The sequence below is a fragment of the Kribbella sp. NPDC056861 genome (genome assembly GCF_040687575.1).
GTDB lineage: Bacteria > Actinomycetota > Actinomycetes > Propionibacteriales > Kribbellaceae > Kribbella.
In genome coordinates this window covers 1,009,073-1,033,029 of sequence record NZ_JBFBNQ010000004.1, presented here as the reverse complement: position 1 = coordinate 1,033,029, position 23,957 = coordinate 1,009,073, and the positions used below count along the sequence as shown (strand labels likewise).

Sequence of the window (23,957 nt, the reverse complement as noted above, 5' to 3'; positions counted from 1 at the left end):
TGCCAGTTAAGCTTCCTGCAAGTCAGTCGCATTTAGGAGGCAGCGGTGGAGTACTTGGTGATCGATCCGGACAACGTCTCGGATCCGGGGCTGCGGGCCGATCTGCTGGACACCTGGATCGCCGCGACGGATGCCGGCGGCAGTGTCGGCTTCACCGCGCCGGCGCCGGTGCACCTGGTGGCCGAGACGCTCGACCTCGCGCTCGACCGGGTGGCCGCGGGCAAGGATCTGCTCGGCGTCCTGCACAACGGCGAGCGGTACGTCGGGATGGGCCTGCTGGTCGGCCGGGACAGCGCGCTCAACCTGCACTGGCGCACGGTGCTGCGGGTGATGGTGCACCCGAAGTACCAGGGTGGTGGCGCTGGGCGGGTGCTGATGAGCGGGCTGCGGCAGTCCGCGGTAGACCTTGGGCTGGAGCACCTGCAGCTGACGATCCGCGACGGGAACAGCCTGGAGGAGTTCTACGGCAAGCTCGGCTACCGGGTTGTCGGCAGCCATCCCCGCGCAGTACGGGTTGCTGCGGATGACTACCGCGACGAACTGATGCTCGTCACTGATCTGTAGAGCTCCGGCGAGCTATCCGCATCAGTGTGACGCCCAGGCCGACCAGTAATCCGGCAAGCGTCAGCAGCAGCGCCGACGGTCCACCGGTGTCCGGTAGTCCGCCTGCGGCCCTGTTCACGGTGGTCAGCGAGGCCGGCTGGGCCCCGACGGCCACCTTCACCTGCGAGTCCACTGTCACGCCCTCCGTGTCAGTGACCCGGTACGTCTGCTTCGCCGTACCAGTGAAGCCCCGCTCCGGGACGAGCCTGACCGACCCGTCGCCACCGACCGTCCACACTCCGACGTTCGGTACTGCGACCCGCTTCTCACAGGTGGCCGGCCCGGTCACCAGGCACACACTGCCCAGGTCCCAGGCCGCGCCCACTGTCGCGGCGTCGTTCAGCAGGGGGTTGACGACCACCGGGTTGCCGAGACTGCCGGTACCACTGTCCGGGATGGCCTTCGCCCCGCTGGGACCACCGACGGTGATCTCCAGACGAGCCGTGTCCGACGTCCCGTTCGCATCGGTCACCCGGTAGGTGAGCGATCTCGTGGTTCCGGTGAAGCCCTTCACCGGGGTGTAGCCGACGGCGCCGTCCGGGCGGGCCACGAAAGTGCCCTCACCCGGGACCGTCACCGAAGTCTTGTCCTTGCCGTCCGCCGGATCGCGCAACACCACCGATTCGGGCACCAGCGGGGCCGACGGATCGCCGGCCTTGTCGTTGCCGAGCACCGTCACCACCACCCCCAGCCCGTACTGCGTACTCGCGCTGTCGTCCGCCGCGATCGGCCGCACCGGCAGCACGGTCACCGAGGCGGTCGAGCGGGCCGCGTTCCGGTCGGAGTCCTTCACCTCGTACGCCGCCGGCCGGCTGCTGCCCACGAAGGCCGGCACCGGACTGAAGCTGATCTTGCCCTTGGCAACGACATAGCTGCCCTGCCCCGGCACGGACACCCGGTCGACCAGATCGCCGGCCGCGTTCACCAGCAGTAGCGTGGCCGGGTCGAGGGTCGCACCGGCGCCGGGCTTGTCGTTGACCAGCGGGTCGAAGGTGACCGTCACATGTTGCTTGGTCGTCGCCACGTCCGGCAGAGCCACCGGCTTCGCGCCGACGGTCACCACCAGCATCGCAGTACCGGCGCTTCCGTTGGCGTCGCTGACTTGGTAGGTCACCGGCGTCGTGGGGCCGGTCCAACCGCCCCACGGCTGGAGCCGGATCCCGCCGTCGGGCTGAACCGTATAGGTGCCCTGGCCAACGACTCGCAGACTCGTCACCGGGTCACCGGTCGCGAAATCGACCAGCCGAACGCTGGCCGGGTCGAGCGGCGCGCTGGCGTCACCAGGCTTGTCGTTCGCCAGCACCGGCACAGTGATCGGGGTGTCGAAAGACGTGGTCGCCGCGTCGTCCGCGGCATCGGGAACGATCGGCGCGACCGTCACCGTGACCGTCGAGGTCGCCTTGTTCTTCGCCGTGTCCGTCACCCGGTAGGCGATCGAGCTCGGCCCGCTGAAGGTCGGCAGCGGGTCGAAGGTGACCTTGCCACTCACCGCGTCGACCTTGAACGAACCCTGCCCGGCGATCGTCGCGAGCTTCACCCACGCCTTACCTGCGTAGAGCTCGACCGACGTCTTCTCCAGCTCGGCGTCCGTGCCGGGCTTGTCGTTGGCGAGCAGGTCGACCACTGCGGTCATGTTCTGCTTCGTCGTACCGGTGTCCGGCTTGGCCTCCGGTCCCTTGCCGACCGTGAGGAAGAGCAGACCGTCAGCCGCAGTGCCGTTGGCATCGCTGACCCGGTAGATCGCCGGCGAGGTCATGCCCTGGTAGTCCTTCGCCGGCACGAACGTGACCGACCCGTCCGGCTTGGCTGTGTAGGTGCCTTCGCCCGCCTGCGTGACCGTCTTCAGGTACTTCGTGGCGTCGGCCGGGTCCTGCAGCAGCAGACTCGCCGGCACCAGCGGAGCACTCGGATCGCCAGGCTTGTCGTTGGCCAGCACGTTCAGCGTGATCGGCTGGTTGAACGGGGTGATCGACGAGTCGTCGACGGTGAACGGCTGCACCCCGGTGACCGCGACGCCGAGCGTCGAGGACGCGGTGTTGCCCTGCGAGTCGGCCACCTTGTACTGGATCAGCCGCCCCTGACCGCTGAAGGCCGGGACCGGATCGAACTGGATCGCGCCGCTCGGCTGGACGGTATACGTGCCCTGACCTGGAACCGTGACCGTCTTGCCGAAGCCGGCCGCGGTCTTGGGGACGTCGGGAGCGCTGATGACCACCGAGGCCGGGTCGAGCTTCGCGCCGGTGCCCGGTTCGTCGTTCGCCAGTACGTTCACGGTGACCGTGACGTTCTGCACCGTCGAGGCGTTGTCGGCCTGCGCGACCGGCGGCAGCCCGACCGTGATCCAGACCGTCGCGGTCGTCGGCGTGCCGTTGTCGTCGGCAACTTGGTAGGTCAGCGCGGTGCCCGGTCCGCTGAAGCCCGCGACCGGCACGAACACCACCGTCCCGGCCTGCGCGGTGTAGACGCCCTCGCCCTTGATCGTCACCGCGGCCTTGAACAGTCCGTCGACCGGATCCTTCAGCAGCAGGCTACCGACCACGAGCGGCGCGCTGAGGTCGCCCGGTTTGTCGTTGCCGAGCACCTTCACCGTCGCGGTCGCGCCGTACGGCGAGGTGACGGTGTCGTCCTCAGCGACCGGGACGATCGGCGTCACCGTGACCGTGACGGTCGAGCGGGTCGGCTGGTCGAACCAGTCGGAGACGCGGTACCTCAGCGTCGTCGCGGCGCCGGTGAAGGCCGGCAGCGGATCGAACCCGACGGTGCCGTCCGGGTTCACGTGATAGGTGCCCTGGCCAACGATCGTGACGACCTTCTTCAGCGAACCGTCCGCCGGATCGATCAGCACCACACTGAGCGGGTCGAGCCCGGTGCCCTGCCCCGGCTCGTCGTTGACCAGCGGGTCGAGCGTGATCGGCTCGTCCTGCTTGGTGGTCGCGGTGTCCGGCTTCGCGGACGGCGGCGGCGGCTTGGCCACCGTGATCGTCAGGGTGGCCGGCGCCAGCGTGCCGTTCACGTCCGAGATCGTGTAGGTGAGCGGCGTCGCGACCCCGGTGTACGTCGGCAGCGGGTCGAACTGCACCTTGCCGTCGGCCACCACCTTGAAGGTGCCCTCGCCGTCGACGACCACCGTCGTCAGCGGCAACCGGGTCATCGGGTCGATCAGCTTGATGCTGCTCGGCACCAGCGGCACGGCCGGGTCCCCGGCGGTGTCGTTGGCGATCACGTCCACTGTCACCAGCTGGTCGTACGCCGTACTGGCGGTGTCGTCCGCCGCGTCCGGCTGCACCTTGATCAGCTCGAGCGCCAGTGTCGCCTTGCCGATCGCACCGTTGCCGTCGGCCACCTGATAGCCGATCGGCGTCGCCTTGCCACTGAAGGCCGGGATCGATTCGAACAGCACCCGGCCGTCGGGCTTGACCGTGTACTTGCCCTGCCCGGCGACGACCAGCGTGGTCACCGGCTCGGCGTCCCGCGTCGATGGGATGAGCCGCACGGTGCCCGGCACGATCGCGGAGCCGGTCGGACCGGGCTTGTCGTTGTCGAGCACCTTCACGAAGACCGAGCCACCCTGCAGGATCGTCACCCGGTCCGGGTTCGCGACCGGCGGCCCGGGAGCGTCGACCGACACGGTGAGCTCGGCCCGGGTCGGCGTGCCGTTCTTGTCCAGCACCTGGTAGCTCACCGGGGTGGTGATCCCCCGGAACCCGTGCCCCGGCTCGAAGGTCACTTTGCCGTCGGCAACGACGTACCCGCCTTGCTGTGGCACCGTCAGTTGGTCGACGAGTTTGCCACCGACCGGATCGACGAGCTTGAGCGTGAGTGGGTTCAGCGGCGCCTCGGGGGTGCCCGGCAGGTCGTTGTCGAGGACCGGGATGTCGACGCTGGTGTCGAAGGCAGTGGTGACCGAGTCACCCGCCGCCTTCGGAGTCACCGGCGTGACCGTGACGGCGAAGGTCGACTCAGCGATCTGACGCGTGCTGTCGGTGACGCGGTACCCCAGGGTTGTCGCGACTCCGGTGAACTGCGGCAGCGGGATGAAGTCGACTGCTCCGTCGGGCTTCACCACGTACGTGCCTTCGCCCGGGACGGTCACCTTCTTGGTGAAGTCGTCGGCCGCGGTGGTGAAGGCGGCGTCGCCCGGATCCCGGAGTACGAGGGAACCGTCGACCAGGGTGGCGCCGGGTGCCGCGGTGTCGTTGGCCAGCGGCTTCAGCGCGATGCTGACGTTCTGCAGGGTGGTCGCCTTGTCCGCGACGGCCACCGGCTTCGCGGGCAGCGCCACCGTGACGGTCAGCTTCGCGGTCGCGCTGGTCCCGTTGGTGTCGGTGATCTGGTAGGTGACCGGCTTGCCCGGTCCGAAGAACCCGGGCACCGGCTCGAAGGCGACCTTGCCGTCGGTCTTCGCGACGTACTTGCCCTCGGCCACCACGTTGACCATCACGCCGCACTTGTCGCCACTCACCAGGCAGAGCGTGCCGGGCTTCAGCGGACTGGCCGGATCACCGGGCCGGTCGTTGCCGAGCACCTCGGTGGTCAGGTTGGTGTTGTACGGCGTGGTCGCGGTGTCGTCGAGCGCGATCGGCGGAGGCGGTGGCGCGATCACGAGCGGGTAGTCCTCGACCTCGCCGCTGTCCGCGGCGCCGATCACCTGGGCCGTGGTGTAGCCGGCCCGCACTCGCGCGTACGTCGTACCGGCGGTCAGTTTGGGCAGCGTCGCCCACGTCAGCGTGGCCGTGGTCTGGCCCGCGGCGAAGGTCGCGCAGGCCCGCTCGGCCGGGTCGAACTTGCCGTTCCGGTCCAAGTCGATCCAGCCGCAGACATGACCGGCCTTGCTCGCTTCGCTGAGCGCGACGGTGGCCGAGTAGTTCTTCGCCACGGTCACGAGCGGCTTGAAGACGACTCCGTCGTCGGCCTGGTCCTGAGTCGCCGGGCCGGTGGTGCCGTTGGCAACAGTCGCGTTGTCCTCGGTCGCGTCGTCGCCGAGCCGGAGATCGCCGAGCACCGACCAGGCCGCGCCGTACGACGCGGGCGCGTCACCGAAGTCCTCGCCGGCCGAGGCGACGATCGAGAACGCGTCGGCCGACGAGGAGGTGTTGAACGCGGGCAGCTTCGGGTGTTTGGTGAAGACGGCGGTGAGATCGAAGGTGATCGACTTCGCGATGCCGTTCACCTTGACCGAACCACAGGCCGCGGTGGCCGCCGAGTCGGGGCCCGCGCCGGTGTCGGTGTTGACGCAGTTCGGGCCGGCGTCCGGGTTGAGCGCGGTGATCGTGTCCGAGCCGACGGCCAGGTTGTTGCCCTGGCCCACCTTCGTGAGGCTGAGGCCGGCGGTGGTCAGCCTGAGGACCGAGTGCAGCTCGGACTGGGCGCTGATCCGGTTGTTGCCGGACTGGCTGACGGATCCGCCGAGGCCGGCCAGGTGCAGAACCGGGTTGCGGACCGGCTGGGAGAAGGTGATCGTCAGCGTGCCACGGCCGCCGCAGGTGCCGATCGCGGCGCAGCTGCCGGTGTTGACCAGCAGGTCCTGGGCCGGAGTGGTGCGGGCGATGGCCGGCTCGTAGGTCTTGGCGGTGCTGCCGCGGACTCCGGCGGTGGTTGCGTCGAGCAACTCGGTCTGGCCGGTCACCGTGATCGTCTGGGTGAGACCGGAACCGGGCATCGTCGCAGTCGCGGTGTTGCCCTGGGCAAAGGGGGCCGACGGCACCTGATAGGCGATCGCCGGACTGATCACGACGGTGCCGATCAGCGCGAGGCTGAGCGAGGTCGCTGCGAGGACGGCGGGCCGCCGGTGGCCGGACCTCGTCATTACCCACGCCCTCCCGAGCACTCACGTTTCCGCATGCGTCGGCCTCGGGGCGAGCGGGCCAGCGTAGAGCTAACGCGCTACGCAGGTCCGATGTTACGCGGGATCAGCCGGTGAGTTCGTAGATCCGGACCCGCTGCCAGCTGTGTCGGAGTATGGCCAGCTTGTCGAGCTCCGGCGAGACCGGTCCGCCGAACAGATCGGCGTACAGCCAGCGGACGTGGTACCGCTCGCGCAGCAGCCGCAGTACTTCGGGAGTCGGGTCGTAGATCGCCTGATTCGTCAGCTCGACCCGGTCCGGCCAGGGCGACGGCTGCTGGTTGTAGCGCCGGCCGCCGACGCCGTGGTTGACCATTGCCTGGGAGGTGTAGCCCCAGCCTTCGAGGAAGGTGCGGCGGCCGGCGATCCCGCTGACGATGTAACCGCGGGCGTCGCAGCCTGGGCCTTGCTTGCCGGCCGGGCGGCACCAGGTGTTGCTGGCAACAATGTCCGCCGGCTCGGAGTTCTTGGCGAGCCAGAGCGCGGCGGCTTCTTCGTCGGGGTAGACCCACCAGGTCGCCGAGGTGAAGGTCTGCGCCTGCTTGCCGCCGTTGAGATGCAGGTTCTGCTCGAAGGTCCTTGCCGAGGGCACCACCAGCATGGTGAGCAGGATCAGCAACCCGCCGAGCCCCGCGAGCCGGGGAAGTCGCTTCACCAGCAACAACCAGAGCAGCATCAGGATGATGGCGACGCCGATCACCACGAGCAGCGGTCGTCCGACCAGTGCGATGCGTTGCAGGTGAGAGCCCTTCGGGAACGCGTCGGTGGTCAGCAAGATGAACGCGAAGAGCGCACCCAGCACCACAGCTACAAAACTTAATTTAAGAAGTGTCTGTCGTCTGCCTTCACCGGAGTACGAGCGGGTAATGACAGCAGCGAACCAACCGGCGGCCGCGAGGCTGAACGGCACCGCGCTGTGCACGAAGTACGCCTCACTGATCGACGGATGATCCACCACCAGGAACCCCGCCCACCCAGCGATCAACGCGCCCAGCAGGAACCACCCCACCGGATCCCGCCGCAACTCCCGCTTCCCCAGCAGCCCGTACCCCACGACCGCCAACAGCTGACCGAACAACAACAGCACCCCGACAACGAGCACCCCAAGCACCGACAGCACATGCCCCGACGTCAGCGCAGGCAGAATCACCCCACCCTCACCAGCCAACGTCGTATCGCGAGTAGCCGCCGCATACCCACCCTGCGTCTTGATCACCGCCAGCAACTGCAGCCCGGACCCGCTGGTGCTCCCCGCGACCGTGACCATCGTCCCGACGGCCGCAGCCACCAGCAGCGACCCAGCGGCAACAAACCGCAGCGGCAACCGCCGATCCCGGATCAACAGGAACAGCGCCGGCAATCCCACAGCACCAACCAGGATCGGCAAGGTAGTCGGCTTGGACCCACCACCGACAACCGCGACCGTGAACGCCAGCAGCCACAAGCCCTTCCCCGTCTCACCCTTGAACAACAGGTGGATCAGGAACACCGCGGCCGTAGTACCGGCTACCATCCCGAACGTCTGCGACGGACTGAGCAAGCTGAGCGGCGGCGACAGATTCACCGCCGTGTCGATGAACAGGAACAACTGCGGCCCGGCCAACGCAGCAGCAGCCAGTACGCCGGTCCACCACGCGCGGCTGACCGTCCGGGCCAGCGTCGCGCACACCAGCAGCGCCACCAGCAACTGCGGCAGCAGCCACAGCCGGTAGAGCACCACGATCGGCGACAACCCAGTGATGTCCACTGCCGCCGCCATGTCGGCATTGGCGAACCAGTGGTACTCCAGCGACTCCCCCGAGACCTGCGGCAGCTCCGGCGGTACCGAACGCGTCAACTCGTTGAGCATCGACAGGTGATACAGCAGGTCCTGGTAGTACGACGTACCGTCCGGGGGCGCCGGGTGATACTTCATCGCCCCCAGCACTGTCCCGCCGAGCAGCACCACCGAGGCGATGACCATGCCCCAGGTCCACAGCAGCGGTAGCGGCTTCGGGTCTCGAATGCGCCAGTGCTTCCTCAGCTGAGGCACCGCAGCGAAGGCGACCAGCACCACGGCCGGCCAGATCATCAGCGCCCGCTGCCAGCCGAGCGCGGTGAAGATCGCCCAACCGGCCAGCTGATACGTCATCCCGACCGCTGACCCGAGTCCGAAGTCCTCGGCCCAGTTGCCCGTACTCCGCCACAGCGCGCGCAGGATCAGGATTCCCGGCGCCGCCACCGCCAGCGCGAAGTACAGGGTGTACTTCGCAATCGGGGCGACCGGCACATCGAGAGAGATCAGCGCGAGCACAGTGACGACGTACGGAAGCAACCACGGCAACAGCCGCGGCAGGGAACGCGTCATCTAGCAGGGACCTCGTCAAGGGCTTCGTGCCCGGCATCGTCGAGGCTGTCGTAACCGATCAGGAACTGCGGCCGCCCCTGGCTCGACTGGAACAAGCGGGCGACGTACTCCCCCAGCAAGCCGAGGCAGAGCAACTGGATCGCGCCGATCACGGTGACGGCGAGCACCGTCGACGTCCAGCCGGGGACGCTGTTGCCGGACAGCTTGATCACCAGCGCGCCGACCGCGAACAGCCCGGACAACAAGCCGCCGAGCAGCCCGAACCAGGTCGCGAGCCGCAGCGGCGCCGCCGAGAACGCAGTCACGCTGTCGAACGCCAGCCGGAACATCTTCGACCAGTTGTACTTCGTGACGCCCGCCGCCCGCTCGGCGCGAACGTACGGGACCTCAGCACTCGGGAACCCCAGCCACGGGATCACCAATCGGAACACGCGCCCGTCCTCGGGCAGCGCGTTCACCGCGTCGACGACCCGGCGCGAGACCAGCCGGAAGTCGGCCGCGTCGAACGGGATGTCCTTGCCGACCAGGCGGCTCATCAGCCGGTAGTACATCTGCGCGGTCGTTCGCTTCGGCCAGGAGTCGCTCGAGCGGTCGGAGCGGACGCCGTACACGACGTCGACGTCCTGCTCCCGCGCGGCGGCCAGCAGTTCGGCGATCACCTCGGGCGGATCCTGCAGATCGGCGTCGATGGTGACCAGGAACTTGCCGCGGGCGCGGCGGAAGCCTGCCGACTGCGCGGCCTGGTGCCCGGAGTTGCGGAGCAGCCGGACGACGCGGAGCTCACGCCAGTCGACGGCGGCCTTGAGCAGCATCGGAGCGGTCGCGTCCCGGCTGCCGTCGTCGACGACGACCACCTCGTAGCTGATGCCGAGTCCGTCCAGCAGGGGACGCATCCGCTCGAAGAAGATCGGCAGTACCTCTTCCTCGTCGTACATCGGCACGACGACGGAGAGTTCGGGATCCGGCATGTCCGGTGGTCCTCCACGACTGAACTGGGAGTTGGCAGGTGGTGAAAGTAGCAGGTGTCAGGTGGGAGGTGAGACGGCGACGGCTCCGGTACGTCGTGGGTCGCCTACTGCGAGCAACCCGTCGACCGGGTCCCAGAAGGCCGCGGCGACGCCGCCGAAGTACATCGAGTGCGGTGGCATCGGGCGGGTCGGCAGGTTGCTGGCGAAGCCCGACTCGGCCAGATCGTCCTCGTAGTCGACCACGATGTCCTCACGGACCCGGACGTGCAGCCGCGGGTGCTCGACGGCTTCCTGCAGGGTCAGCCCGCCGTGCGTGTAGAGCGCGTAGACCTGCGCGATCGCGGTCGGGATCCGGTCGGAACCGGGTGAGCTGATCGCCAGCACCGCGCCGTCGCTGTCGCGGCGAGCGACGCTGGGCGCCATGTTGGAGGTGAGCCGGGTGCCGGGCGGGAGGCTGTGCGGGCCACCGTGCAGGAGCTCCTGCTCGCCGAGCGCGTTGTTGAGCCAGATGCCGGTGCCTGGCGTCATCACGCCGGAGCCGTAACCGGACGAGACGGTGATCGCGCAGGCGTCGCCTTCGTCGTCGACCACGGAGACGGTCGCAGTACTGGGTGAGCCGAGCGCGCGCAGATCGCCGGCCGAGGCGAGGTCGAGCAGCTTCTGCCCTTCCAGCTGACGCACGTCCTCTTCGGCCAGCTCGGCCAGCCGACGCCCGAGTACTGCGTGCTGCACGTCGATCAGGCGCTCCAGCTCGGCCGGATTCCAGGCGCCTTGCCCCGGTACGCCGTCGAGCAGCGCGAGCATCGCGGCTGCGGCGACACCACCGACCGCGGGCGGCGGATTGGTCGCCAGACGCCAGCCGTTCTGCCGGACCATCAGCGCCGGCCGGACGATCGCCTCGTACGCCGCGAGGTCTTCCGCCGTCAGGATGCCGTCGTTGGCGGCCATGTCGCGGACGAGCAGCTCGGCCAGCTCGCCGGTGTAAAGCGTCTCGGCACCCTGGTCGGCGATCAGTTCGAGCGCCTCGGCGAGCTCAGGGATCACCACGATCGAGCCCGCCTTGATCACCTGGCCGTCGTCGTCGTGCACGACCCCGTGGCTGGGCTGGTGCCAGCCGAAGATGATCTCGTGGGTGTAGCCGAGGTAGTAGCCCGAGGTCCGGCTGAGCGGGAAGCCCTTGCGCGCAACCTCGATCGCGGGCCGGACCACCTCGCTCCACGGCGCTTTGCCCGACCGCTGATGCGCCAGATCGAGCGCCTTCATCCCGCCCGGCGTCGCCACCGATCCGTGCCCGATGGTGGTGGTCGTGCCACCGCCGTAGTCGGTGGTCACATCCCAGACACCCTTGCCGAACTTGTGCTCAGGCACCCCACGGCCGGGCATCTCCACCCAGCCGTCGATGGTCACTGCCTCGCCACCTTTGACCTGCAAAGTGACGAAGCCGCCCGAGGCCGGCGAGACCACACCGATCTCGTTGACCATCGTGACCAGCGTCGCGGCGATGGCGGCATCGACCGCATTGCCGCCCTCCGCCGCCAACCGAACCCCGGCCTCGGCCGCGGCAGCGTTAGGAGCAGCAACCGCAACCCTCGGACTACTCATCGGTCAGCCGACGCGCTGTACTGCGTCGTAGCGATCGACAGTCACCTGCACTGCTGCCTGCCGAGCAGCACTGACCTCAGTCTCGGTCAGGGTGCGGTCCGCGGCACGGAAGCGAAGCGCGAAGGCGAGCGACTTCTTGCCCTCGCCGATCTGCTCGCCGGTGTACAGGTCGAACAGCCGGATCGACTCCAGCAGCTCCCCCGCTCCTTCGACCAGCGCCGCCTCGACATCGGCAGCCGCGACCTCGGCGCCGACGATCAACGCGACGTCTTCCTTTGCGACCGGGTACGACGAGAAGGTGTGCGCCACGACCGACGACGGACCGGCCGCCATCAGCGCGTCCAGGTCGAGCTCGACCGCACTTGACCGGGCCGGCAGCCCGAACGCCTGGCACACCTTCGGGTGCAGCTCACCGGCATGCCCGATGACCTTGCCGCCGACCGACACCTCGGCGCAGCGGCCGGGGTGCCAAGGGGCCAGCTCGACGTTACGCAGTACCGGCTCGACGCCGACCACTGCGGCAACAGCCCTCGCGACCTGCACTGCATCGGCCCAACCCGCGGGCTGTCCCTTGCCCCACCAACCGGTGGGAGTGCGGGACCCGGTCAGCACGACTCCGAGGTGGAGCGGCTGATCCGGCAGTGCGTCGTACAAAGCTTGGATCTCGTCGTCACTCGGACGCTGCGCGACCGACGGCAGCGGCGCGGGCTTCGAGTCCGCGCGCGGCAGGAACACCAAGCTGGTCTGGAAGATCGCCAGATCAGTGGCGCCACGACCGGCGTTGCGCTCGGCCGTCCGCAGCAGCGTCGGCAGCAGAGTCGTCTGCATCGACGGCTCCTCGTCCGAGAGCGGGTTGGCGAGCTTCACCGTCGTCCGGCGAGCGTCGTCGGCCGGCAACCCCATCGCGTCGAAATCGGCGTCGCCAACGAACGGGTACGAGACGACCTCGGTCAGCCCGGCCCCGACCAGCGCGGTGGCGATCCGGCGTCGCCGCTGCTGGGCAACGGTCAAACCCTTGCCACCCGGCGCCTTCGGCAACACCGACGGCACGTTGTCGAACCCGAAGAGCCGAATGACCTCTTCAGCAAAGTCGTTCGGGTCGCGCAGGTCCGGCCGCCACGAAGGTGCGGTCAGCGTGAGCAGCGCGCCATCCGAGGCGAGTGGATCGACGGTCAGCGGCGCACCGCTCAGGGCCACCGACTCGGCCAGCAGGCTGGTCCCGACGGCCAGCGCCGCCGGTGTCCCTTCGTTGCCTTGGGCAACCTCGCAGCCGACCGACCGGAGGTGCTTGATGGTCTCCTCGACCGAGATCGGCGCACCGGCGACCCGGGCCGCGTGGTCGGCGCGAATGGTCACCCGCTTCGGCAGCAGGTGACCGTCGATGACGGTCTCGTCCGGCAGGATCGTGCCGCCGGCCAGCTCGGCCAGCAGGTCGGCGACGCGCTGCGCGGCGTACCGCGGCAACTGCGGGTCGACCTCGCGCTCGAACCGGCGCGACGCCTCCGAGGACAGCTTGTGCCGGCGCGACGAGCGTGCGATCACGATCGGGTGGAAGTGCGCCGCCTCGATCACGACGTCGGTGGTCGACGCGGAGATCTCCGTCGACGCGCCACCCATCACTCCGGCGATACCGATCGGGCCGGAGTCGTCGGTGATCAGCAGGTCCTCAACGTCCAGCTCACGGGTCTGGTCGTCCAGCGTCATCAGCTTCTCGCCGGCCGTTGCGCGCCGTACGACGATGTCGCCGGTCAACCGGGCCTTGTCGTAGCCGTGGATCGGCTGCCCGAGCTCCAGCATCACGTAGTTGGTGACGTCGACACCGATCGAGATCGGCCGCATCCCCGACATCACCAGCCGCTGTTGCAACCACCGCGGTGACGGCGCCGCCGGGTCGATCCCGGTCACCGTGCGCGTCACGAAGACACTGCACGCCTCGGCGTCGTCGACCCGCACCGGATACCCACCGGTCTCCGCGCCGGTCAGCGTCAATGCCGCCGGATCCTTCAGCTCCACCCCGTACGCCGTGGCCGCCTCGCGGGCGACACCGCGGATCGACAGACAGTAACCCCGGTCCGGCGTCACCGCGATGTCGAGCACGTCGTCGCGCAGCCCGAGCAGCTCGATCGCGTCGGTGCCGACCTCGGCCTCGCCCGGCTCCAGCACGACGATGCCGTGGGTGCCGTCATCGCCCAGCCCGAGCTCAGACGAGGAACAGATCATCCCGCTGGAGACGTGTCCGTAGGTCTTGCGCGCGGAGATCGCGAACCCGCCCGGCAGCACCGCACCCGGCAGCACGACGACCACCAGGTCGCCGACCTCGAAGTTGCTGGCTCCACAGACGACCCACTGCGGCTCGTCGTTGCCGATGTCCAGCGAGCACCAGCGGATGGTCTTGCCGTTCTTCTGCGGCTCCGGCTCGAAGCTGAGCACCTTGCCGACCACGAGCGGGCCGGTCAGACCGCCGCCCGCCTCGTCGACCGTCTCCACCTCGAGGCCCGCGCGGACCAGCTTCTCGCCGACCTCACGACCGGTCACCCCGGCCGGCAGCTCGACGTACTCCCGAAGCCATGACAGTGGGACCCGCATCAGATCTCCATCCCGAACTGGCGGCTGAACCGCACATCACCCTCGACCATGTCCCGCATGTCCTCGACGCCGTTGCGGAACATCAGCGTCCGCTCCAGGCCCATTCCGAACGCGAAGCCGGAGTACCGCTCGGGGTCGATGCCGCAGGCCTGCAGCACGCGCGGGTTGACCACACCGCAGCCGCCCCACTCGATCCAGCCCTCGCTGCCACAGGTGCGGCAGGGGCGATCCGGGTTGCCGACCGACGCGCCGCGGCAGACGAAGCACTTCAGGTCGACCTCGGCGGACGGCTCGGTGAACGGGAAGAAGTTCGGCCGCAGCCGCGCCTCCAGCCCCTCGCCGAACATCGACACGACGAAGTGGTCCAGGGTGCCCTTCAGGTGCGCGAGCGTGATGCCCTCGTCCACCACCAGGCCCTCGACCTGGTAGAAGACCGGCGTGTGGGTCGCGTCCAGCTCGTCGGTGCGGAACACCCGGCCGGGGCAGATCACGTAGATCGGCGGCTTGCGGGTCAGCATCGACCGCGCCTGCACCGGCGACGTGTGCGTCCGCAGTACCGTCCCGGACCCGGGCGGGTCGACGAAGAAGGTGTCCTGCATCTGCCGGGCCGGGTGGTCGGGCTGGAAGTTCAGCGCGTCGAAGTTCAGCCACTCGGCCTCGATCTCGGGGCCCTCGGCGACATCCCAGCCCAGTGCGCTGAAGACATCGGCGACCTGCTCGGAGATCAGCGACAGCGGGTGCCGAGCGCCGAGCTCGGGCGTGTGCCACGGCAGCGTCACGTCGACCCGCTCGGTGGCGAGCATCCGCTCCTCGTGCTCGGCCTCCAGCACCGTCAGCCGGGCCGCGAACGCCTCGTTGATCACCTTGCGGGCGGACCCGATCCGCTGACCGGCCTCCTTGCGCCCCTGCGGCGGCAGCGCACCGATCTCGCGATTGGCCAGCGAGATCGCCGACCGCTCCCCCAGATGCGCGCTCTTGGCCTCCTGCAGCCCGGCCAGGTCGGCCGCCTTCGCGAAGGCATCCAGAGCCTCGTCGCGCGCCCGCTCGACCTCGTCGGCATGCAGAGGAGTGACCTCGACGGGGTCGTAGTTCTTGTTGGGACCGGACATGACTCTCTTCCCGGGGTCGCTGATTTCTGAAACTGCTCCACGCAGTCTAAGAACCCAACGCCCCGGAGCGTGAATCGGTCATCCACAGGGCACCCCGGCACCTGCCGGGCGGCCCTCTGTCCGGGGGCCTTCGCAGCAATGTCAGAAGCTGCAAGTCGTCCCGGGAGCCGGGGCAGGCACTGGTACTTCCCGTGCGCCAAGTTCACAGTGGATCGACGGGAACACCCCGTTGCGGTGAGCTACGGCGGGCATTCGCCGGCGCCACCGACTGCGACTAGTGACTAGGGAGGTGCGATGGACAAGGACGTGATCGAGAACGATCCCCTGGGCGACGTCCGGGAGGACAAGGAATGGGATTGGGGCTGAGCCTCATCCCGGCCGTCACGCCACCGGGCCTGGGAGGCCTGCTGGATCACCACATCGCGGAGGTACTCGGATGAAGGTCACTCTGGTGAACATGCCGTGGGCGTCGATCGACGTACCGTCCCTGGCAGTGGGCATTCTGCACAACCTGGTGGCGGACGTGCCGGGCTGCGCGGTCGACGTGGTCCACGCGAACCTGGAGTTCGTCGACTGGATCACCCAACGGTCGCCCTTCACGCTCGCCGACTACCAGCACCACTCGCTGAAGACGTACTTCTCCGGACACGGTGACTGGGTTTTCTCGTCAGCTCTTTCGACCAACGTCAAGGGGCGGCCGGCCGAGTTCAGCCGGCGTTTCAAGGACTCCGTGACACCGGAGGAGCTGGCCCTCACACTACGGCTCCACGAGCTGGCGCCGGATTTCGTCGACCACGTCGCTCATCTGATCCTGGCCACTGATCCGGATGTCGTCGGCTTTACCTCGACCTTTCAGCAGAACACCGCGGCACTCGCGACCGCGCAACGTGTCAAACAGCTACGCCCCGGAGTGGTCACGGTGTTCGGCGGCGCCAACTGCGACGGCGAGCAGGGCGCTGCGCTGCACAGGAACTTCAGCTGCGTCGATTTCGTGGTCCGCGGTGAGGGCGAGTCCGTTTTTCGTCGTCTCCTGGAAGATCTCCAGTCCGGCAGTACCGATTTCCGCGACCTCGAGGGGACCTGCTGGTGGGACACCACCGGCACATCGGTGGCCAACCCGATGAGCGGTTCGCCGATGCCGCCGAGCAGCATCGTCTCGCCGAACTACGACCGTTATTTCGCCCGCCTCGCGACATCGGTAGCTCACCGGTGGGTAGAACCGAAGCTGGTGGTGGAGAGCGCCCGGGGATGCTGGTGGGGGGAGAAGCACCACTGCACCTTCTGCGGTCTCAACGGTTCGCTGATGAAGTTCCGCAGTAAGGACCCGGAAGCGTTCTACGAGGAGATCATCAGGCTCACACGTCGTCATCGGGTCCTCGACATGTTCGTCGTCGACAACATTCTCGACATGGGGTACCTGAAGTCGCTGATCCCCCGGCTGACGAACTCGGGCTACGACCTGAGACTGATGTACGAGATCAAGTCGAATCTCCGGTTCGACCAACTCCAGTCGCTGGTGCGGGCGGGGGTCACCCATGTGCAACCCGGTATCGAGAGCCTGAACAGCAGCGTGCTGAGTCTGATGGACAAGGGTGTCCGCGGCTGCCAGAACGTCCGGCTGCTGCGTGACGCGGAGTCAACCGGGCTCACCGTGAGCTGGAACTACCTGTACGGCTTTCCTGGTGAACGCGACAGCGACTACCAGGAGGTCATTGCCCAGTTGCCGGCCCTGCACCATCTTCCGCCGGGTGATGCCGGCCGGATCGCCCTCGAACGATTCAGCCCCCACTTCAACCGCCCTGAGCTGGGCTTCGCGGAACGCCGGCCACGACCGCAGTACGCGATGACGTACGACCTGCCACCGTCGGAGCTCGAGGATCTCGCCTATCTTTTCGAGACCCCGCCCCAGGGCATCGGCGACGAACTGGCCGAGAGTCTCGGCCAGGCAGTGACGCGGTGGCGGGACTCCTACCTGGACAGCCGCCTGACCTACGCCGACTTCGGGGACCGAATCGTCCTCGTCAGCCGGCGATCGGACTTTCCCTGGTCGGTCGAGGAGCTGACAACGCCGATGGAGCTCAGCCTCTTCCGGCTCCTTGACCAGCCGCGAACGGCGCGGTTCCTGCACGCGGAGCTGGCGACGATCGAGCCGTCAGCCGACGCCGTGGACGAGCTGATCGCCCAGTGGCGGCAACTCGGTCTGCTCTTCTTCGAGGGCGGACAGCTGATCCAAGTGGCTGTCAAGGAAGCGAATCAGAGAATGCTGCGCATCAAGTACTGGAGCTCACAAAAGCCGAAGAAGGCCGCGCGGGCGGCGGTGAGTCCTGTATGAGGGCCGATCACGCCGCACTGGCAGGTGTCTGGCTCGACCACGACAACGAAGTACGGCAACTCGACGGGATGCGCCTCGCCGAGTCCGTGTACGCCGATGGTGACCTGGTCGGCCACGGAGCACGTCACGTCGCACTGGCGGCGGCTGTCGACTTCGCCGATGCCGGCGCCGCGGTGAAGGCGCTGACGACAGTGCGGGACCTGACCAGCCACGGTTTGGCCATCGACTGGCGCGTCGACCTCGAATCAGCGTGGTTCGACTGGAAGGTACTCAGCCACCTCTATCCACCGACCGAACTGACCGGAGTCGACCGGCCGACCGAGGTACTGGACCTGTGGCGGGCCAAGTACTACCTCTGCAAGTGCATCTACCGAGCCGGTCCCGGCTTTCTGCAGATCCGAGACCGCCGGTGGGAGAACCTGGCCCGGTTCACGGTCCACGACCCCCGGTATCTGGAGGCCATCGATCAACTGCTCAGTGGTGTTCCGGCGAATCGTATTCCGTCGGATGTCACGCAAGCTCTGCTGGCGGAGAACCTGGTGGTAGGCATCGGTGAGTTGCTCTGGTTTGCCCCGTACCGGGTACGACGATGGCCGATCCCCTCGCCTGTCGTCTGAGTCACCCACGCGACCACCGCGCCCGCGAGCGCCCGACTGACCCCGACCCGTCCATCGGACAGAGTTGATCGCCCACCTAACCGCCGCCATCCCGATGATCGGCAGCACCGCGCCGGCCGGGTCGATGGGCGGCGCGGGACCTCGCGACTCCGGCGTGAGCGCCAGCATTCCGATGCGTTGTCGCTCGAGCCGTAGGACCAAGCGCCCATCAGCTCGCCGGTCGCGATCAGGCGGACCAGCCGCGTGGCTTCGTCTGTGTCCATCCGAACCGCACGGTGCGCGGACAGCTGGTACTTGCCGGAGCGGAGTTCGTCGGCGTGTAGCAGATCAGCGCCCATCGACGGGTAGCGCTCGTCGTGTGCAAGCGGCACGTACCGACTGTCGCCGAGACGGCCGACCATGTCGCTGCCAGCGCCAGCTCGGGTGTCGAGCCTGCAGGGCCGGCCACAGCATGCGGAAATCCTTTCGTCGGCAAAGCGTTACGAAAGCCTCGCACGGCTCGGGCACTCAGCGGAGCGAGTTATCCACAGGCGGTAGGTGGATCGGGTTGGTCCAGGCGCGGCCGCCGGTGGCGTCCTCGATGGTGATGCGGCAATGGGTGCCGCGGAAGTACGCCAGTGGCAGCGAGCACTCGGTCAGATCGGTGCCCTGGGCAACTTCTGCACCGGGCGCGCCGCCGGACAGCAGGATTTTCGTCGCGGGTGAGCAGCGCACGACGGCCAGGTCGCGTTCGATCCGGACGTCATACAGGTCGGGGCCGGTGCTGGAGTAGAAATGGCCGGCCTTCAGGGCGGTCAGGAGTGCGTCCGGTTCGAGGGTCTCCGCGCGGACCTGCACTCAGGCCTGGCACGGTGGCGGGTCCTGGGGTTGCAGGTGCGCGTCGTCCGCGGCGTACGTCGTCAGCCGGTGACCGCGGTTCAGCAGGACGTCGGTGAGGTGCCAGCTGTCGCCGCGGTTCTCGCGGTCGGCGAGCGCGTTGTAGACCTCGACCGAGTGGGCCGCGTCCAGGCTCTCGGCATCGATCGCGGTCAGCAGCGAAGCCGATGGATGAGCCATCCCGATGAATGCCCCGGCGGCGCGGGCCCGGCGGGCGAGTTCAGGTCCCGTCTCGGTCCTGCTCGGCGGCTCGAAATCCAGCGGCAGACCAACGGCCACGATGTGCCAGGACTGCCCGAGTTCGGTGCGCGGCGCGTGCAGCTCGGCGCCGATCAGCGTGGTGAATCCCTCCGACCGCAACGGCCGGGTGTCCGTGACCGGAAACCCGTACTCCGGCCGGAAGTGGTCGGTGATCGCCAGGAAGTCGTAGCCGGCCTCCCGATACAGCCGCGCGGTCTCCTGCGGTGACAGGGCTCCGTCGGAGAGGTCCGAGTGAGTGTGCAGATTCCCCCGCCAGAACCGTCCCGGAACCTCGAACGGCAGTCCTGTCATCGCCGTTGCGCGCGGGCCGAGGCGTAGAGACAGACGGCCGCCGCGGTGGCCAGGTTGAGGGACTCGGCGCGGCCGTAGATCGGGACCTTCACCGAGCGGTCGACGATCGCGTCGAAGCCGTCGGGCAGGCCGTGCGCCTCGTTGCCGAACAGCCAGACCGACGGCTTCTGCAGGGTGCCGTCGTCGATGCAGTCGTCGAGGTCGGAGCTGCCGTAGCCGTCGGCGGCGAGGACCTGCAGGCCCTGCTCGCGCCAGGACTTGGCGGCCGTGACGATGTCGGCCTCGACCGTGATCGGCAGGTGGAACAGGCTGCCGACACTGGCCCGGACGGCCTTCGGGTTGTGCGGGTCGACTGATTCGGCCGACAGTACGACGGCGTCGGCGCCGGCCGCGTCCGCAGTACGGATCAGGGTGCCGACGTTGCCGGGGTCGCGGACCTGGACGCCGACGGCGACCAGCCGCGCGGTGCGCAGTACGGCGGCTTCGAGGGGGACGTCGACCAGCTGGCAGACGGCGACGACACCTTGGGAGGTGACCGTCTCACTCAGCGCTTCGATCGCGGCGCGGTTCACGTCGTACCAGGGGACGTCGGCGAGCTGAGCCAGATCGCGCAGATCGCGGTGCCGGGTGGCGACGTCGGGCTCGGCGTAGACCTCGACCACCAGCTCGCGGTGTTCGAGCGCCTCGCGGACCGCCTGCGGGCCCTCGGCCAGGAAGCGGCCGGACTTGCGCCGGAACGCACGAGTGGCGAGCCTCCGGGCCTGCTTGATCCGCACGGACTGTGCGGTCAGCAGACCAGGGCTCGCCACTTCGTCAGCTACCGGGGTGCTAAATCGCTAAGAGAGGTCGTCGCAGCTCAGGCCGCGGCGTCGCTCTTCGCGTTCACGTCGGCCGGCAGGGCCGCCTTCGCCAGCGCCAGCAGCGCCGAGAACGCCGCCGGGTCGTTGACGGCCAGGTCGGCCAGGATCTTGCGGTCGACCTCGACCTCGGCCAGGCGAAGACCCTGGATGAGGCGGTTGTAGGTCAGGCCCTCGGCGCGCGCCGCGGCGTTGATCCGCTGGATCCACAGCTTGCGGAAGTCACCCTTGCGGGCCTTGCGGTCGCGGTAGGCGTAGACGAGCGAGTGGGTGACCTGCTCCTTGGCCTTGCGGTACAGCCTCGAGCGCTGGCCGCGGTAACCGCTGGCCTGCTCGAGAACCACGCGACGCTTCTTGTGGGCGTTGACCGCCCGCTTCACGCGTGCCATGAGGTGTTACTCCTTGTAGATCTGCGCCGGAGAAGGTGATCCACCCGGCGGGGGTGTTCGGGGGTGGGCTGCACTGAGGACTGCGAGGAGCAGACTCAGATACCGAGCAGCTTCTTGGCCTTCTTGACGTGCGAGGACGCGACCTCGACGGTGCCGGACAGGCGACGCTTGCGCTTGGTCGACTTCGCCTCGGCGAGGTGACGCTTGCCCGTCTGCTCGCGACGCAGCTTGCCCGAACCCGTGACACGGACGCGCTTCTTCATCCCCGAGTGGGTCTTCATCTTCGGCATGGCTTATGTGCTCCTGGTTTTCTTGTTGACTCGATCGTGACTGCTCCGGCGGGCCGGACCGCTACCGCGGCCGGAGCGACACGTCACTCCGGATCGAGGTTGTCTGCCGGACCCTTCGGCTTCTTCGTCGCGCCGGCGGCCTGCTCGGCCTCGTACTGCTTCAGCTGAGCGGCACGTTCCTGACGCTCGGCCTCCTGCTCGGCCTCGTGCTCGGCGAGCTTCTTGGCCTTCTCGGCCTCGACGTCGACGCGCGCTTCGGACTTCTTCTTGTGCGGCCCGAGCACCATGATCATGTTCCGGCCGTCCTGACGCGGCGAGGACTCGACGAAGCCGAGCTCGCTGACGTCCTCGGCCAGCCGCTGCAGCAACCGGAACCCGAGCTCGGGCCGGGACTGCTCACGTCCGCGGAACATGATGGTGATCTTGACCTTGTCACCGCCGCGCAGGAACCGGACGACGTGACCCTTTTTGGTCTCGTAGTCGTGCGGGTCGATCTTCGGCCGCAGCTTCATCTCTTTGATGACGGTGTTGGTCTGGTTCCGGCGGGACTCGCGCGCCTTCTGCGCGGTCTCGTACTTGTACTTGCCGAAATCCATCAGCTTGCAGACCGGCGGGCGTGCCGTGGCCGCAACCTCGACCAGGTCGAGATCGGCTTCCTGTGCCAACCGAAGTGCGTCCTCGATCCGGACGATGCCTACCTGCTCACCGTTCGGTCCGACCAGGCGCACCTCAGGTACGCGGATGCGCTCGTTGACGCGCAGTTCAATGGTGATGGGTCCTCCTGGGTTGTTCGTTTACTGGTGCCACCCGGTGTCCACCCCGGGGCCGGAAAAGACAAAGGCCCCCGTGTGATCACACGAAGGCCCAATTCCCAGATCGACGGCTGTGCAACCCCGTCGCCGGGAAGGCACGCCGTACAATTCGCTGCGGTCCGCCGGCCGGAGCCGGGAACTTCAGCGTGACCGGGACCCGCCGACTGTTCATCAGCTGGGTGGGAGGTGGCCCTCCGCTCAAGACCTGAACCGCTGGTGTCCCTCGAGTATTCCGCTCAGGGGTCACCGTCGGACCGGGTCGGTCGCCATGCAAGAGTAACAGCATGACCGACCAAGTCTCCACTCCGCCGGAAACCACCCCCGCACCAGCCGCTGATGCAGCCCCTGAAGCAGTCTCCGAGGAGTCCCGGGTGGACCCGCTGTCGACGATCTCGCGCGACATCGCCGAGGTGCCGAGCGTGGAGATCATCTCGACCGCCGCCCTGCACCTGATGAGCGCCGCCGCGGTCCACCTCGGCCTGGCCGAGGACCTGCCCGAGCACCGCGACCTGGACGAGGCCCGGTCCCTGATCGACGCGCTGGCCGGTCTGCTTGACGCCTCCGCCCCGTCGCTGGGCCACCACCACGCCGCTCCCCTGCGCGACGGCCTGCGCTCGCTGCAGCTCGCCTTCAAGGAAGCCTCGACCATCCCCGACGAGCCCGGCACTGGCCCGGGTGAGAAGTACACCGGTGAGGTCCACCCGACGGCCGCCGCGCGTCCGCAGTACACGAAGCCGCTGCCGGTCGCCGAGTAGTAGCCGACACTCGGGATGAGCAATTTCCTGCTGGTGTGCGGTGGTTCGATCGCGGCGATCCTGGTGCTGCTGGTCGTCACCCTGGCGATCTCCCGTCGGGTGGGCCGGGTGTCGGTGATCGACGTCGCCTGGGCGATCGGGTTCGCCCTGATCGCACTGGTCGGGCTGGCGCTTGGTGACGGCGTCCTGTGGCGACGGGTCCTGCTGGCAGTACTGACGATCACTTGGGCCGGACGGCTGGCGATCCACCTCGCAGTACGGAGTCGTGGTGGCGGCGAGGATCCCCGGTACGAGCGCCTGCTCGAGAACGCGCCGCCCGGCCGGCGCCAGGCCGAGGCCGTACGCCGGGTGTTCGTCCCGCAGGGTCTGGCGATGTTCGTCGTCTCACTGCCGTTGCAGGTCTCCGCGTCGACCGGCGACGGCATCCCCGCGGTAGTCGTCGCCGGAGTGCTCGTCTGGGCCGCAGGCCTGACCTTCGAGGCCGTCGGCGACCAGCAACTCAAGGCCTTCAAAGCCGACGAGAACAACCACGGCAAGATCATGGACCGCGGCCTGTGGGCCTGGACCCGGCATCCGAACTACTTCGGCGACTTCGCCGTCTGGCTGGGCCTGTACCTCGTCGCGGCCTCCGCCTGGCCCGGCGTACTGACCGCGTTCTCCCCGCTCGCGATGGCCTACTTTCTCGTCGTCGTCACCGGCGGCCGACTGCTGGAGAAGCAGATGGCCGACCGCCCCGGCTACGCCGACTACCAGGCCCGCACCAGCTTCTTCTTCCCCCGGCCACCCAAGTAGCCCAGGAGACCGACCAGGAAGACCCAGAGATAGACGGTTTCGGCGGCGACGCGCTCGGCGAGGCCGACCGGGCCGAGTCCGCCAAGGGCAAGGACCAGGCCGACGAGGCCGAGCAGCGACACGATGGCGGTCACCAGTGCCGCCCGTCCGGAGAGTGGCGCCGAGCCGCGGAAGGCTCGCGCGCTGAGGAACAGCACCACGATCGTGCCGAGGAACACCGGGACCGCGAGCAGCGAGTGGAGCGCGAGGTTCACGTCGCCGGGGACGAGACAGGTGGCGATGCCGAAGGCCGCGACGACGGTCCACAGGACGACGATCCCGCGGGCCGCCGACGGACCGGAGTACAGGGGGCGGAGCAGGATGCCACCGGCCGCGAGCAGGATCCAGACCAGGATGCCGCCGAGGTTGAACCAGGCGTGCCGCGGCGAGCACGACGCCAGTTCGCCGCTGGGTCGCTGCTCGATCGTGCAGGTGGTCCAGCCCAGGTCGCTGACGGTGTGGTGCAGGACCTCGTACGGCACCGGCCAGGCGCTGGCGACGAACACCTGCGACCCGAAGTACAGCAGCGGCGCCAGGATCCAGCAGATTCGCGCGGTCAGGAGTTGCCGGTGCCGGTCCATCACTTCAA

The 23,957-nt window shown here is 68.3% G+C and carries 18 protein-coding genes; 5 read left to right on the top strand and 13 right to left on the bottom strand.

The window, feature by feature from the left end:
- Positions 1–45 precede the first annotated feature (45 nt).
- Positions 46–564, top strand: a complete 519-nt coding sequence (locus AB0P21_RS24425; RefSeq protein WP_363699456.1) for a GNAT family N-acetyltransferase — start codon at positions 46–48, stop codon at positions 562–564.
- Here AB0P21_RS24425 and AB0P21_RS24420 read toward each other — a convergent pair.
- The 6 genes from AB0P21_RS24420 to pheS form a co-directional block, all read right to left on the bottom strand.
- Complete coding sequence (locus AB0P21_RS24420; RefSeq protein WP_363699455.1) at positions 551–6,409, bottom strand: Ig-like domain-containing protein; 5,859 nt, start codon at positions 6,407–6,409, stop codon at positions 551–553. The genes AB0P21_RS24425 and AB0P21_RS24420 overlap by 14 nt on opposite strands.
- Positions 6,410–6,512: 103 nt before the next feature.
- Complete coding sequence (locus AB0P21_RS24415; protein WP_363699454.1) at positions 6,513–8,792, bottom strand: hypothetical protein; 2,280 nt, start codon at positions 8,790–8,792, stop codon at positions 6,513–6,515.
- A complete protein-coding gene (locus AB0P21_RS24410; protein WP_363699453.1) occupies positions 8,789–9,760 on the bottom strand; it encodes a glycosyltransferase family 2 protein in 972 nt (323 codons plus the stop codon). The genes AB0P21_RS24415 and AB0P21_RS24410 overlap by 4 nt, the downstream gene beginning before the upstream one ends.
- 57 nt (positions 9,761–9,817) lie before the next feature.
- Complete coding sequence (locus tag AB0P21_RS24405) at positions 9,818–11,362, bottom strand: gamma-glutamyltransferase (protein ID WP_363699452.1); 1,545 nt, start codon at positions 11,360–11,362, stop codon at positions 9,818–9,820.
- A 3-nt stretch (positions 11,363–11,365) separates the two neighbouring features.
- Positions 11,366–13,948: a phenylalanine--tRNA ligase subunit beta gene (pheT, locus tag AB0P21_RS24400; RefSeq protein WP_363699451.1), complete on the bottom strand. Its 2,583-nt coding sequence runs from the start codon at positions 13,946–13,948 to the stop codon at positions 11,366–11,368.
- Positions 13,948–15,057, bottom strand: a complete 1,110-nt coding sequence (gene pheS / locus AB0P21_RS24395; protein WP_363699450.1) for a phenylalanine--tRNA ligase subunit alpha — start codon at positions 15,055–15,057, stop codon at positions 13,948–13,950. Before pheS ends, pheT begins: the two co-directional genes overlap by 1 nt.
- A gap of 436 nt (positions 15,058–15,493) precedes the next feature.
- Here pheS and AB0P21_RS24390 point away from each other — a divergent pair, with 436 nt between their 5' ends.
- Together AB0P21_RS24390 and AB0P21_RS24385 are read left to right on the top strand one after the other, a co-directional pair.
- A complete protein-coding gene (locus AB0P21_RS24390) occupies positions 15,494–17,389 on the top strand; it encodes a RiPP maturation radical SAM C-methyltransferase (RefSeq protein WP_363699449.1) in 1,896 nt (631 codons plus the stop codon).
- On the top strand, positions 17,386–18,006 hold the full coding sequence (locus AB0P21_RS24385; protein ID WP_363699448.1) for a DUF5825 family protein: 621 nt from the start codon (positions 17,386–17,388) through the stop codon (positions 18,004–18,006). The genes AB0P21_RS24390 and AB0P21_RS24385 overlap by 4 nt, the downstream gene beginning before the upstream one ends.
- A 507-nt stretch (positions 18,007–18,513) precedes the next feature.
- Here AB0P21_RS24385 and AB0P21_RS24380 read toward each other — a convergent pair.
- From AB0P21_RS24380 to infC, 6 genes are all read right to left on the bottom strand, one after another.
- Entirely contained in the window at positions 18,514–18,843 is a 330-nt protein-coding gene (locus AB0P21_RS24380) for a hypothetical protein (RefSeq protein WP_363699447.1), read from the bottom strand.
- Positions 18,844–19,434, bottom strand: a complete 591-nt coding sequence (locus AB0P21_RS24375) for a PHP domain-containing protein (protein WP_363699446.1) — start codon at positions 19,432–19,434, stop codon at positions 18,844–18,846.
- On the bottom strand, positions 19,431–20,243 hold the full coding sequence (locus AB0P21_RS24370; protein ID WP_363699445.1) for an RNA methyltransferase: 813 nt from the start codon (positions 20,241–20,243) through the stop codon (positions 19,431–19,433). Before AB0P21_RS24370 ends, AB0P21_RS24375 begins: the two co-directional genes overlap by 4 nt.
- Positions 20,244–20,290: 47 nt before the next feature.
- Positions 20,291–20,680 carry a 50S ribosomal protein L20 gene (gene rplT, locus AB0P21_RS24365; RefSeq protein WP_363699444.1) on the bottom strand — a complete coding sequence of 130 codons (390 nt, stop codon included), beginning with the start codon at positions 20,678–20,680 and terminating at the stop codon, positions 20,291–20,293.
- A gap of 95 nt (positions 20,681–20,775) precedes the next feature.
- On the bottom strand, positions 20,776–20,970 hold the full coding sequence (gene rpmI / locus AB0P21_RS24360) for a 50S ribosomal protein L35 (RefSeq protein WP_328327140.1): 195 nt from the start codon (positions 20,968–20,970) through the stop codon (positions 20,776–20,778).
- A gap of 83 nt (positions 20,971–21,053) precedes the next feature.
- Positions 21,054–21,743 carry a translation initiation factor IF-3 gene (gene infC, locus AB0P21_RS24355; RefSeq protein WP_363699487.1) on the bottom strand — a complete coding sequence of 230 codons (690 nt, stop codon included), beginning with the start codon at positions 21,741–21,743 and terminating at the stop codon, positions 21,054–21,056.
- Positions 21,744–22,066: 323 nt separating this feature from the next.
- Between infC and AB0P21_RS24350 the strand changes: the two genes are divergently transcribed.
- Positions 22,067–22,537 (top strand): DUF1844 domain-containing protein, encoded by a 471-nt coding sequence (locus AB0P21_RS24350; RefSeq protein ID WP_363699443.1) that lies wholly within the window; start codon positions 22,067–22,069, stop codon positions 22,535–22,537.
- Positions 22,538–22,552: 15 nt separating this feature from the next.
- Positions 22,553–23,329: a DUF1295 domain-containing protein gene (locus AB0P21_RS24345; protein WP_363699442.1), complete on the top strand. Its 777-nt coding sequence runs from the start codon at positions 22,553–22,555 to the stop codon at positions 23,327–23,329.
- On the opposite strand, the gene AB0P21_RS24340 is transcribed toward AB0P21_RS24345, so the two are convergent.
- On the bottom strand, positions 23,284–23,949 hold the full coding sequence (locus tag AB0P21_RS24340) for a DUF998 domain-containing protein (protein WP_363699441.1): 666 nt from the start codon (positions 23,947–23,949) through the stop codon (positions 23,284–23,286). The genes AB0P21_RS24345 and AB0P21_RS24340 overlap by 46 nt on opposite strands.
- Positions 23,950–23,957 lie beyond the last annotated feature (8 nt).